General features: G+C 68.7%; 7 protein-coding genes. All 7 read right to left on the reverse strand.

Going from position 1 to position 12764, the window contains the following annotated elements; genetic code table 11:
* Positions 1–96: 96 nt before the first annotated feature.
* The 7 genes from ACZ4TG_RS21905 to ACZ4TG_RS21935 all read right to left on the reverse strand — a co-directional run bounded on the left by ACZ4TG_RS21905 (position 97) and on the right by ACZ4TG_RS21935 (position 12735).
* The gene (locus ACZ4TG_RS21905) at positions 97–1671 is read right to left on the reverse strand and encodes a class I SAM-dependent DNA methyltransferase (protein WP_468165255.1); all 1575 of its coding nucleotides are present in this window, start codon (positions 1669–1671) and stop codon (positions 97–99) included.
* Positions 1668–3086 carry a restriction endonuclease subunit S gene (locus ACZ4TG_RS21910; RefSeq protein ID WP_468165257.1) on the reverse strand — a complete coding sequence of 473 codons (1419 nt, stop codon included), beginning with the start codon at positions 3084–3086 and terminating at the stop codon, positions 1668–1670. The genes ACZ4TG_RS21905 and ACZ4TG_RS21910 overlap by 4 nt, the downstream gene beginning before the upstream one ends.
* The gene (locus tag ACZ4TG_RS21915) at positions 3083–6769 is read right to left on the reverse strand and encodes a DEAD/DEAH box helicase family protein (RefSeq protein ID WP_468165259.1); all 3687 of its coding nucleotides are present in this window, start codon (positions 6767–6769) and stop codon (positions 3083–3085) included. Before ACZ4TG_RS21915 ends, ACZ4TG_RS21910 begins: the two co-directional genes overlap by 4 nt.
* A 430-nt stretch (positions 6770–7199) precedes the next feature.
* Entirely contained in the window at positions 7200–7850 is a 651-nt protein-coding gene (locus tag ACZ4TG_RS21920) for a thymidine kinase (protein WP_468165261.1), read from the reverse strand.
* Between the two features lie 54 nt (positions 7851–7904).
* On the reverse strand, positions 7905–9107 hold the full coding sequence (locus ACZ4TG_RS21925; protein ID WP_468165263.1) for an alkaline phosphatase family protein: 1203 nt from the start codon (positions 9105–9107) through the stop codon (positions 7905–7907).
* The gene (locus ACZ4TG_RS21930; RefSeq protein WP_468165265.1) at positions 9107–9703 is read right to left on the reverse strand and encodes a DUF5998 family protein; all 597 of its coding nucleotides are present in this window, start codon (positions 9701–9703) and stop codon (positions 9107–9109) included. The genes ACZ4TG_RS21925 and ACZ4TG_RS21930 overlap by 1 nt, the downstream gene beginning before the upstream one ends.
* 50 nt (positions 9704–9753) lie before the next feature.
* The gene (locus tag ACZ4TG_RS21935; RefSeq protein WP_468165267.1) at positions 9754–12735 is read right to left on the reverse strand and encodes a bifunctional acetate--CoA ligase family protein/GNAT family N-acetyltransferase; all 2982 of its coding nucleotides are present in this window, start codon (positions 12733–12735) and stop codon (positions 9754–9756) included.
* Between the last annotated feature and the right edge of the window lie 29 nt (positions 12736–12764).

Here is a 12764-nt window from a genome sequence, read left to right on the forward strand (position 1 = left end):
CCCCGCCCGACCGCCATGCTTCGCCCTGCCTTCCGTCGTGCTGCCGAGCGGGCCTGGGCCTTACGGCTCCGTCGACCCGCTCGGGGTGACGCCGGCTTACCGCTCGTGCGCTTCTTCGCCTTCGGTGGTGCTGTCGTCCGCGGTCTGCACACCCGTCTTGAGCGCGCGGGCCACTGCGGTGAACTGGGCCAGGGCCGTCTCCAGTTCGTCCACGATCTCCTGGGCGATCACGTCGGGGGACGCGAAGACCGTGTCGGAGGACGAGGCGGACTGAAGGACTGTCAGATCCAGGTTGACCTTGTCGCGAGCGATCAACTCATCGTAAGCGAACGCACGGAAGCGTTCACTGGGCTTTCGCGCCGAATAGTCGGAACCGCCGGAGTGGTAAGCCGAGACGAAGTCGTCAAGATGCTCGCGGCGCAACTGGCGCTGCTTGAGCGTGAAGCGCTGATCGGTCCGGAAGTCGTAGACCCACAGTTGGCGGGTGCCGGGGCGACCTCCGGAGCGCTGACCCGTCTTGTCGAAGAACAGGACGTTTGCCTTGACTCCATTGGCATAGAAGATGCCGGTGGGGAGCCTCAACAGGGTGTGCACGTTGCACAGATCGAGGAGGTTGCGGCGGATCGTGGTGCCCGCGCCCCCCTCAAAGAGGACGTTGTCGGGCAGGACAAGGGCGCCACGCCCATTGGTCTTCAGCAGGTTGTAGATGTGTTGGACGAAGTTGAGCTGCTTGTTGGTGGTCGGCGCCCAGAAATCCGTGCGGGCGGTATACGCCTCGCCGGTCACCGAGCCCACGCCGAACGGCGGGTTGGCGAGCACGATGTCGTAGTGCTTGTGGATCGGCTTCGCCAGCGAGTCCTGAATGGTGATCAGCGGCTTGGCCTCGGAGGTTCCGATGCCGTGCAGCAGCATGTTCATCAGGGCGAGGCGGGCGGTCTCGCGAACCAGCTCGTAACCAGTGATCGAACCGGTCTGGAGCTTGCGGCCCTCGTCGCCGTACAGCTCGCCCTCGTAGCGGGTGGCGATGTGGGCGTGCGCGGCAATCAGGAAGCCGCCGGTACCGCAAGCCGGGTCGGTGATCGTCTCGCCGATCTTCGGTTGGACGCAGTCGACCATGGCGTCGATGAGTGGGCGGGGGGTGAAGTACTGACCCGCACCGGTCTTACGGTCTTCCGCACCACGCTGGAGGAGGCCTTCGTAGGCGTCGCCCTTGAGATCCTGATTCTCGGTGGTCCAGGTGTGCGGATCGATCAGATCCTTGATCAGACGTTCCAGAACGGCCGGCTCATGGATCTTGTTCGACGCCTTGGTGAAGACCTCCCCAAGCATGGTGCCGCCCCGCTGGCCGAGGTCCTTGAGGATGAACTCATAGTGGTCGAGCAGAGCTTCGGCGGACCGGGTGGTCAGGCTCGTCCAGTCGCGGCCTTCGGGAACAAGGGGTGCCTCGGGGGTGTTGCGGCGGAACTTGGCTGGGCGCTTGGCGCGTTCGTCGGCCATCTTCAGGAAGAGCAGGTAGGTGAGCTGCTCGACGTAGTCGAGCGTCGAGACGCCGGAGTGGCGGAGTAGCTCGCAGTACGACCAGAGACGGTTGACGAGGGTGGAGGTCGGGACCGGGGCGGAGGCAGCCGGGGTCTGAGCGGCCTGCTTGTCGGTACTCACGGCGGTGCTCACAGGGGAAGTTCTTCCTGGCCCGAGGAGGCCGGCTTGCTGGTGATCTTGCGTGGGGTGCGCTTGCGCACGGGCTTGTCGGCAGCCTGACGCTGGGCGCGGATGCGGTCGAGCAGGGCTGAGGCGGGCTCGTCGGTCGGGTCCTGGGGGACGAGGCTGCCGGTGTAGGCGGCATGGAGAAGCGCTCCACGCAGGGCGCTGCTGTCCTCCTGGGAGGACCGCACCGTCGACACCAGAGGAGCCAGCTCTGCCTCAAGTCGCCGAACTTGTTCTACGATGCCGCGTTGCTCAGCTAGCGACGGCAATGGGATTCGCACATTCTCGATCGTCGCTTGATCAATCTTCGGCATTGACCCCGAGAGTCCTCGAGCGTTCTGCCGAAAATATCGACACACCCGACTCGTCCGAAGCACTAGAGCAACATATTCGGGAAGCGCCCGAGCTCGATCTACGCGTACACGAATCAGCAGGTCTGGATAGATTGCCCAATTACTCGACCCTTGATAGAGGGCCGAGGTACCCACCAGCTCAGCCGAATTTGACCTCTGTACGAAAATGTCACCCTTTTCGAGCCACAGCTTCGCAACTCGCCCCGGATCTGCGGTAGTGAGTTTTGTGTAGACATCACTGAACTCACCTCGCGTGACAGCGGTGAGCGTAAGCGTTCTGATTCCCGACCCGTCTACTGTCGCTTTCGCTGAAACACCGTTACGAAGCGGCTCACTCAGAATCGACGATAGCGGAACGGCCGAAACAGATTTAAGTTGATCGATCGGAAAATCAGCGACACAGGCTCCTAGAATATCCGCCTTGGCGACCGCCTGAGCAACGGCAATCTCACCGGCCTCGATGTGGGCCAGCTGTTCACCCAGCTTGAGGACGATTCGACGCTGTTCTGGGAGAGGTGGAACCGGGATTTCAAGGCTCTCCAAGTAAGGGCGAGGGACTCGGCGCTGCCCCACCGCGCCAGACATGTGCTGTTCGGCTACACGTCGCACGTTTCGCTGAAGAAGATAATGCATCAGATATTCAGGGAGAACTCCCCCCATACTGCGAAGCACGTGAAACTCAGTACTTCCCAACGCTCGACCACCAACCAGGCCCTGCGCCTTGGCGATCTTCCCATTTTCCATGCACGGCGTGATCTTGGAGAAGAGAACATCGTTTTCCTGGAACCTGGTCAGCGATTTCTTCTTGAAGTCACCGAATCGCACTTGCGTCGAAGCATCCATTCGACCCGATTCCGCCTCGACAAAGGCCATCGGCACCTGGGAGATCAGGTCATTGTCGTCCGGTTCCTCGTCAAACGCTCGCGGATTGACTTCGCACAGATCACCGATTCGCGCCCGAACCCAGCCCTCCGGCAGCTTCTCCCCCGGCGCGATCGCCACTGAATCCCCCGCGCCCGAGTTCGTCACGCGCCCAGCTCCTTGTCCAGTTCGTCAATGATTTCTTCCGCCCGATTCGCGCCGAATTCGGCGAGGAATCCGTCCGTTCCATTGCGTGTGGTGAACGGGGCGTAGTCAAGGTCGGCGGTGTCGAATCGTACACGCTCGATGGTCGCGCCGACGATGTGGTCAAGCCACCAGCGCTCGCGCGTAGTGAAGCTGACGCCGGACTGTTCCTGGCGGGCAAGCCAGGCTGTATACCGCTCCCGTACTGCCTCTTCGTGGGGGCGCGGAGCCGGGGCTCCGCGCCCCGCACCGCCGGCGAGTTCGTAGCGCAGGAGGGCGAGGAGGTCGGCGGCGGTGCGCTTGGCCCGGGTACGTGCCAGCGCCTCGCCGACATTCTCATATGCCTTCCAGAGAGTGTCGGGGGTCCAGGAGCGCGGTGGCCTTGCAACGCTGCGAGCCACGTCCTGGAGGCGTCGTAGAGCGGCGGCGGGCGGAATGTCCGAGTCGGCCCCGAAGGCGACGGTCAGGGCCACGATCTCGTCGCGGTTGTCATCGATGTACTGCTTCCAGCCGCGGACGGTGTCGTGCGCGCTCTCCTCGTCATCGACAGCCGCGCCCGCCCGGACCAGCGCGTCACGGCTGTTCTCGTCGTACAGGATGTCCTTGGCGCGGCGCATCTCCAGGAGCCTGGTACGCAGAGCCGGTGCGGCGGCAAGTGGCTTCAGAGCACGTTCGATGAGTTCACGGACCGCCCGTTCGGGGTCGCGACCGGCGCGCTCGGCGGCCTCGCGGGCCTCCAGCTGGTCATCAGTCGAGACTGCTTTGACCATGCCGTGGACGATGTCCTTCAGCGGTACGCCACCGCTGATTCTTTCGATCTCGGCGCGCTCCTCACTCGTCATCTGAAGATCGAGTTTGGCGAGACGTGAAGCGAGCGTGGAGACCTCTTCCTCTTCGATCGTGTGCGCGGCGGTCTTGCGGAGCAGTTTCTCCAAGCTGATCTGCTTGTCGCTGTGGCGCTCCAGGGGCGCGGCGTCGACCTTTGGCTTTCGTGTGACACCAACCGCGTCGACCATGACGAAACGGGTCTTGGGACCGACCCCGGGTGTAACCCGCTCGAAGTCGGTAAGAGAGAGCGTGCGCGCGCCCCGGCCCTTCATCTGCTCGAAGTAGGCCCAGCTCTTGACGTCCCGCAGGAAGATCAGGCATTCGAGGGGCTTGACGTCCGTGCCCGTGGCGATCATGTCCACGGTGACCGCGATACGGAGCTGGGGAAGGTTGCGGAAGTCGGCGAGCCGTTCGGCCGGCTTCCGGGCCGCATGCGTGATCTTGGTACAGAAGTCGTTGCCCTTACCGAATACGTCTCGGATGACCTCGACGATCTCTTCCGCGTGGTTGTCGTTCTTCGCGAAGACCAGGGTTTTGGGGACGTACATCTCGTCCCACAGAAGCACACCAGTGTCCGGGGCGCGCTTGGCTCGTTCCGGGAAGATCTCCGTGAAGAGCCGGTCTCTGAAAGTCTGGATGACCGTCCGCAGCTGATCCTTGCTGATGATGCCGACGCCCACCTCCTTCGCTCCGTACGCGATGTCCTCGGCGATGTCCTCGTAACGCTGACGTCGGGTGCGGCGGTCGCGGACCGGAACCGTGCCCTGGGCGATAACCCCGCCCTCGCCTGTTATCCGCGTCTCGATCTCGTACACGGAGAAGTCGACGTTCACTCCGTCGGCGACGGCCTCCCGGTAGGTGTACTCGCTGACCAGGTTGCCGTTGAAGTAGCCGAAGGTTTGGGCGACGGGAGTGGCTGTGAGGCCGACAATCGGGGCGTCGAAGTACTCCAGGACCGAACGCCACTTTCCGTAGATGGAACGGTGGCACTCGTCGACGACAATCAAGTCAAAAGCTTCGGGAGGAATGGTGTCGTTGTAGCCGACCTCAATGTCTACCGGCACGTCGTACGGCAGATCGGATTCATCGCCCTCGCCTTCAGGGGCAGAGTCGGGAAGGCTGTGGCCAGTGAGCTCCATGTAGAGGCGCTGGACGGTGGAAATGACGACCTTCGAGGAGGCGAGCATCCCTTCAGCACCCAGCCGCTGCACGTTGAAGAGGTCTGCGAACTTTCGGTGGGTGTCCGGGGTGGTGAAGTTCTCGAATTCCGCGAAGGCCTGTGCGCCCAGGTTGTTCCGGTCGACGAGGAAGAGCACCCGTTCGGCTCGGGCGTACTTGAGCATGCGATAGGAGAACGTGACGGCCGTGAACGTCTTGCCGGCACCGGTGGCCATCTGGACGAGAGAGCGGGACTGCCCCATACCGTGCTGCCCCCTGCCGAGAGCGACGGAGTTTTCCACCCCCTGGACGGCCGTGACCTGAGCCGGGCGCAGCGGGCGCTCGTCGAGTTCGGGCATCCGCAGCCGCAGCCTGGCCCGGTAGCTGGGGGCCTGTGGGTCCTCGTCGGCTTGGCGCATCCACCGTGCCAAGGTGCGCGGCTGGTGGAAGGAAAAGATGCGGCGGGTGCGGGAGTCGGGGTCGAGGGTGGAACGGAAGCGAGTCTCACCGCCATCGCTCACGTACCGGAACGGCAGCGGGGTGCGCCAGGCCACGAGACGCTGCTGTGCATCGGTGAGGTGGTCGGCATACCCGTTGGCCTGCGTCTCTGCTGCCGAGAGGTCTGCGCCCTCTCGCTTGGCTTCGATGACGCCGACGAGCTTGGCCTCCACATACAAGGCATAGTCGGCGCGGCCGCGTGCGGTCGTCACCTCACGCACGGCGACTCCGCTGCCCCGCCGGTCGCCCGGGACATGAAGGTTGAGGCCCGATGCGGCGTCCTGGACGTCCCAACCGGCCTGCGTCAACATCTCGTCGAGCCTGGAACGGACCTGGGCCTCGGTGAGAGGCTCTCGGGATGCCTGCTCTGCGTTGTCGAGGAGCCGAGCGCGCTCTGCTACCGCGGCGGAGGCAGCGGCCGCGCTGGTGGCGTCGGCAAGGTGCCGGTGAGCACGCTCCTGATGGGCTGTCGTCTCCATAGCCGCCAGCTGGGCCTGCATCGCGGCGACCTGGCGGGCCAACTCCTCGCGTTCGAGCTGGGCTTGGGCGAGCTCGCGCTCGGCAGCGGTGCGCGCAGCCTGTTCGACCTGGGCACGGGATGCCTGGCCCTGGTAGCTGAGCCGGGCCTCCTCGAGGGCCTTGCGGGCAGCGGCAACGTCGTCCGCAAGGCGGGCGTTCCGAGCAGCGGGAGTTCGGTCCGGGCTCGGCGGTACGAAGGTGAGCTGCTCGCGGGAACCGGTGAGCAGACGGTGGTACCAGACACCGAGACGGAAACAGGTACGCAAGGCACGGAAAGCGTCTTCGGCGCTGTCGTGGCCCTTGTGGTTGGCGTCATTGCCGAGTGCGCGTACCTCGTGGAATGCCTTACCGACGTCGCCGTGGAGATACCCCTCCCGGTCCAGCGCCCTGAGCCGGTCGAACTGGGTGCTTCCTTCGACCCGGACCCGGCCCCGGCTCACCAGGTCTTCTGCGAGAGCTTCTCCGAACTGTCGCGACTTGATCAGCGAGGTGTTGGGATCGTCGAAGACGTTAGTCTCGGCGGCGGCCCCATAGGCGACGAGCAGCGGGAGGTCGGACAGAAGGAATCCAAAGTTCCTGGACTGCTGAGCGAGTCGCGCCAGCCTGGGGTCCGCCGTAGAACCGCCTGCGTCGTCTGCACTCATGTGGCCCTTCCGCCTTCTCCAAATAGTCCGTGCCCGCTCATCAGGCCTCGGGGTGATCACGGCCCCTCACCAGACGCGTGCGTGATCCTCCATCGACCCTAACGGGGCAGGTCCTCACCCCGCCAAGGTTTCCGGGGACGCCGTGCTGGCACAGCCCTTACCTGGCTCCGCTCTTCCGTCAAACCAGCGCGACGCACTTCTGCGAGGAGGGCGAAAAACGAAACATCGCGCCCGCCCTTGTCGTCGCACTCAGCCCAGACGGCACGAAGAAGGCACCCAAGCTCACCACACCTGCCTCCATCCGCCCCACGCGACGGCGCATACGCCCACCCCCATGGCCATTTTTTTCACCTTGGCAATGGCATCGACCCACGCATCTGGCTCTCGCGGAAACTCAACGGCTGGATGAGTGGGGGGTTTTGGCCACGGTTCAGGCGTGGTTGACCGGGAGGACGTCCGGGGAGAGGGCGCTCGCGTGGGCGGCGGCCGAGGTCATGCGGCGGCGGTGGTGGCGGCGGCAGAGGACCTCGTAGCCGATCTCCCCCGCGGGGCGGTTCACGTCGCCGACCACGACCTGGGCGCCCTCGACCACCATCTCACCGTCTATCGTGCGGGCGTTGTGGGTGGCGCGGGCCCCGCACCAGCACAGGGCCTCGACCTGGAGCTGCTCGATCCGGTCGGCCAGCTCGATCAGGCGCTGCGAGCCGGGGAACAGCTTCGTGCGGAAGTCCGTGGTGATGCCGAACGCGAAGACGTCCATGTCGAGGTCGTCGACGATGCGGGCCAGCTGGTCGATCTGCTCCGGGGCCAGGAACTGCGCCTCGTCCACGATCACGTAGTCCGCCTTGCCGCCCTTGGACAGCTGGGCGACGAGGTAGGCGTACAGGTCCATGCCTTCGGTCGCCTCGACCGCCTCCGTGACCAGACCCAGGCGGGAGGACAGCTTGCCCTCGCCCGCCCGGTCGTCGCGGGTGAAAATCACGCCCTGGAGGCCGCGAGCAGATCGGTTGTGCCCGATCTGGAGAGCCAGCGTGCTCTTTCCGCAGTCCATCGTTCCGGAGAAGAACACCAGCTCGGGCATGGGAAGTACGGGACCTTTCGGGTCGTGATCAGGAGGAGGGAGGGGGCGGCGGGGTCAGGTGCGGACTTCGAGCAGCGGGACCAGTTGCTCGGCCGCCGTCATGGAGCCGTGCATGCCGGCGAGCCCTGATTCGTTGGGTTCGTTGCGGGAGGCCGTGATCGCGACGTCGGCGTGGGCGGCGGCGACCACATCGCCGATCCGGCCGAGCACGCGTTCGTCGCACTCCCCCGGCGGCCCGAACCAGCCCAGTTCCAGGGCCTCTTCGCGGCTCGCGATCCAGAAGCGGTCCCCGAGCACCTCGCGCCACACCGTCAGGACGTCGGCCTCGGCACCCGGCACCGCGTACACGTGCCGGGCCCGTCCCTCGCCGCCGAGCAGGGCCACGCCCGCGCCCAGCTCCCAGTCCTCGTCGAAGTCGATCCGCGAGTCCTCGTCGAACGGGATGTCCACCATGCCGTGGTCGGCGGTCACGTACAGCGCGGTACGCGGCGGCAACTGCTCCACGAGCCGCTGCACCAGCCGGTCGACGTGCATCAGCTGGCCGCGCCAGACGTCGGAGTCGACGCCGTGCCGGTGGCCTGCTCCGTCGAGCTCGCTGTAGTACGTGTACACGAGCGAGCGCTCTCCGGCGGCGAGCTGGATGGCCGCGAGGTCCATCCGCTCCTCGCCGGTCATCCGGCCGTGGAAGGTGCCGCCGCTCAGCGCGATCTTCGTGAGCGGGGTGGACTGGAAGGCGGGCGCCGAGACCTGGGCGGTGTGCACCCCGGCCGCGTCCGCGAGCTGGAAGACGGTCGGGTACGGCTGCCAGGGCTTCGGCGGGGTCCACGGATGCCAGCGGAGCTGGTTCATCAGCTCGCCCGAGGCCGGGTTCCGCACGGCGTAGCCGGGCAGGCCGTGCCGGGCCGGGGGCAGGCCGGTGCCGACGGAGGCCAGCGAGGTGGCGGTGGTCGCCGGGAAGCCCGCGGTGATCGGGCGGCCGGTGCCGCCGCGCGAGCTGCCGAGCAGGGAGGCCAGGTACGGGGCCTCCTGCGGGTGGGCCTTTATCTGCTCCCAGCCCATGCCGTCCACCAGGAACACGCAGTTCCGGTCGGCCGGGGTCAGCTCGGCGATCCCGGCGGTGAGGCCGGGGACGCCCTGGCCGGCCGCGAGGGTCGGCAGGAGGTCGGCGAGCGAGCCGGTGCCGTAGTGCGGGACGGGCGCGCCGGCGAGGTCCAGCAGCTCCGGCTCGTCCCAGTTCGGCGGCGCGGAGTAGGACATCAGCGGCCGGCGGCGGGCGCCGCCGCGGTGGCCTCGGACAGGGCCTGGGCGAAGACCAGCGTCTGGCGCACCGTCTCCGGGCCGTCGCCGGCCTCGCTGACGCGCAGGCTGAGGTCGTCGGCGGTGGAGTTGCCGGTGTAACCGTGGTCGGAGTCGCAGTTCGGGTCGCCGCAGGCGGCGGGCTCCAGGTCGATGCGCGAGACCGCGCCCCAGCCGATGGTCAGCACGACCTCGCGGGGCAGGGTGCCGGGGGTGTACGACTCCGGGTTGGCGACCACGCGGCTGAGCACGACCGAGGAGATGCTGCCGAGCTTGACCGACTCGGTGGAGGTGGTCGCGTACGGGGACGGGGACCCGGCGTCGGCGGCCTGCTCGTCGGTGTGGCTCACGATGAAGCGGTTTCCGGTGAGCACGAGGACGGTGACGTGCCGACGCACCTCGTTGGAGTCGAAGGTCGTCTCCTGGTGGACCAGGTACGACGAGATCGGCTCGCCGCCCACCGCGGCCTCCACCGCCTCGGCCACGAGGGCCGGGTAGTAGCCGCTGCGCTCGATCGCCGCGCGCAGCCCCTGGGTCGTCGTACCGGATTTCGCCATGAGGTCCATCTTAAGGCCCGTCCGGGGCGGCCGGACCGCGCCGGTGCCCGCTAGTAGTCGGGCAGCGTGCGCGGTCCGAGGTCGGTGCGGGCGGGCGGGTGGGCGACCCGGACCGTGGCGCTGAGCACGGAGAGCCCCGCCGTGGCGACGACCACCGGCTCCAGCGATACGCCGACCACTTCGGGGTGGTCGTGGACGAGTCGGGACAGGCGCAGGAGGAGCTCCTCCAGCGCCGGGGTGTCCACGGGGTCGCTGCCGCGCCAGCCGAAGAGGAGGGGGGCGGCCCGGATGGACCGGATCAGGGCGGCCGTGTCCCGGCCGGTCGCCGGGACGAGGCGGTGGGCGATGTCGCCGAGCAGCTCGGAGGCCACGCCGGCGAGGCCGAAGGACAGGACGGCTCCGGCGGCCGGGTCGACGACGGAGCGGACGACGGTGTCGACCCCGCGCGGCACCATGGCCTGCACGACGGGGAGCAGCTCGCGCGGCTTGCCCAGGGCCTCGGTGAGCTCGTCGTAGCTCCTGCGCAGCTCGGCCTCGGTGGTGAGGTCGAGGCGTACGCCGCCGAGGTCCGCGCGGTGGCGCAGGTGCGGGGCGGTCGTCTTGAGGGCCACCGGGTAGCCGAGCACCCGGGCGGCCCGGACCGCGGCGTCGGCGCTGGGCGCGGGGAGGGTGGGCAGGACCCGGATCCCGTACCGGGCGAGCAGCGTGCGGCCGTCGGCCTCGTCGAGGGTCACCACGGTGTCCCCGACGCCGTCGAGGAGCGCGGCGAGCTGGGCGGCGGTCCCGGGCTCGTCGATGTCCTCGTACTCGGGGACGTGCCCGGCGTCGGCGTTTGCCCGCCGCCAGTCCGCGTACCGGACGGCCTCGGCGACGGCCCGGACGGCCCGCTCGGCGGCGGGGTACGCGGGGATCCGCCCGTCGCCTCGGGCGGCGGGGCGCGGCGGGGGGCTGGTCGGCGGGGGGCCGGGCAGCGGGGGGCCTGGCGGCGCGGTGCCGGTCAGCCCGGTTCCGGTCGGCAGGGGGCCCGGCGGCGTGGTGCCGGTCAGCCGGGCCCCCGCCGGCAGGGGGCCGGCCGGCCCGGCGCCGGTCGGCGTGGTGCCGGCTGCGGCGTGCGGTGTCCCGGACGCGGCCCGCGGGAGGTCGGCGCCCGGCGGCGCGTCCGGGCCGGGGGGCGTCGGCTGCGAGCCCGTCGGGGGCGCTTCGCCCGAGACCGCCGAGAGGGCTTCGGCCAGCGCGCCCAGCTCCACGTGCACCACCGCCACCGGCTTCCCGGGGTGCCCGGCCACGGCCTCGCGCAGGGCGCCGGCCAGGTCGTCGGCCAGCGCGTGCTCGCTCACCCACGGGATCGCCGTCACGATGACCGCGTCGCTGTCCGGCGAGGCCAGCGCCGCGGACAGGGCCGCGCGGAAGTCCTCCGGCGAGGCGGCCGTCGTCAGGTCCAGCGGCGGGAGCGGCCGCAGCCCCTGCGTCAGGCAGGCGTCGTACGTGAGCACGCCCAGCGACTCGGAGTTGCCGAGGATCGCCACCCTCGGCCCGGCCGGCAGCGGCTGCCCCGCCAGCAGCAGGCCGACGTCGACCAGCTCCGTGACCGTGTCGACCCGGATGACGCCCGCCTGTCTCAGCAGTGCCGAGACGGTGGCCTCGGGCAGCCGGGTCCCGGGGACCACGTGCCCGGCCGGGGTGTGCCGGCCGCCCCGGGCCACGACCACCGGCTTGACGGCGGCCGTGCGCCGGGCGAGCCGGGTGAACTTGCGGGGGTTGCCCAGGGTTTCCAGGTACATCAGCGCCACGTCGGTGGCCTCGTCGTCGTACCAGTACTGCAGGATGTCGTTGCCGGACACGTCCGCCCGGTTGCCCGCCGAGACGAACGAGGACAGTCCCTCGCCCCGCCGCAGGAGCCCCGACAGCAGGGCGATGCCGATGGCGCCGGACTGGGTGAACAGGCCGATCCGGCCGCGCGCGGAGACCGGCGTCGGGGCCAGCGAGGCGTTCAGCTCCACCTCCGGCGCCGTGTTGATCACCCCGAAGGCGTTCGGGCCGATGAGCCGCATCCCGTACGAGCGCACCTGCCGCACCAGTTCGCGCTGCCGCTCCAGCCCCACCGGGCCGCTCTCCCCGTATCCGGCGGAGAGCACCACCAGCCCCTGCACCCCGTGCTCCCCGCACGCGGCGACCACGTCCGGGACCCGCTCCGCCGGGACGGCGACCACCGCGAGGTCGACCGGGGCGCCGATGTCGGCGACGGCGCGGTAGGCCCGTACGCCCTCCAGCAGATCGGCGGAGGCGGCCTCGTTGACCGCGTACAGGTGCCCGTGGAAGCCGGTGTCGCGCAGGTTGCGCAGCGCGGCGGCGCCCACGCCCCCGCCGGAGCGGCTGACCCCGATCACCGCGACGGACCCGGGGGCCAGCAGCCGCTGGACCGAGCGGGCCTCGGCGCGCTGCTCGCGGGCGCGCTGCACGGCAAGGGACTCGGCGGTGGGTTCGAGGTCGAGGGTGAGGTGGACGGAGCCGTCCTCGAAGCTGCGCTTCTGCTGGTAGCCGACATCCGTGAACACTTTGATCATCTTGGTGTTGGCGGGCAGCACCTCGGCGACGAAGCGGCGGATGCCGCGCTCCCGGGCCACCGCGCCGATGTGTTCGAGCAGCGCGGAGGCGACTCCGCGGCCCTGGTGCGCGTCCTGGACGAGGAAGGCGACCTCGGCCTCGTCGGCCGGGACGGAGGCGGGCCGGCCGTCGGGGCCGATGCGGTCGAAGCGGACGGTGCCGATGAACTCCCCGCCGATGGTTGCCGCGAGACCGACCCGGTCCACGAAGTCGTGGTGGGTGAAGCGGCGCACGTCGCGGTCGGAGAGCCGTGGGTAGGGGGCGAAGAACCGGTAGTACTTCGACTCGTCGGAGACCTGTTCGTAGAAGCTGACCAGGCGGCCCGCGTCCTCGGTGGTGATGGGCCGGATCCGGGCCGTGCCGCCGTCGCGGAGCACGACGTCGGCTTCCCAGTGCGCCGGGTACGAGGGGTCCGACTCGATGGTCATGGGCACACCCTAAGGGGCGGATCCACTGG

Source organism: Streptomyces sp. NPDC028314, assembly GCF_055565795.1.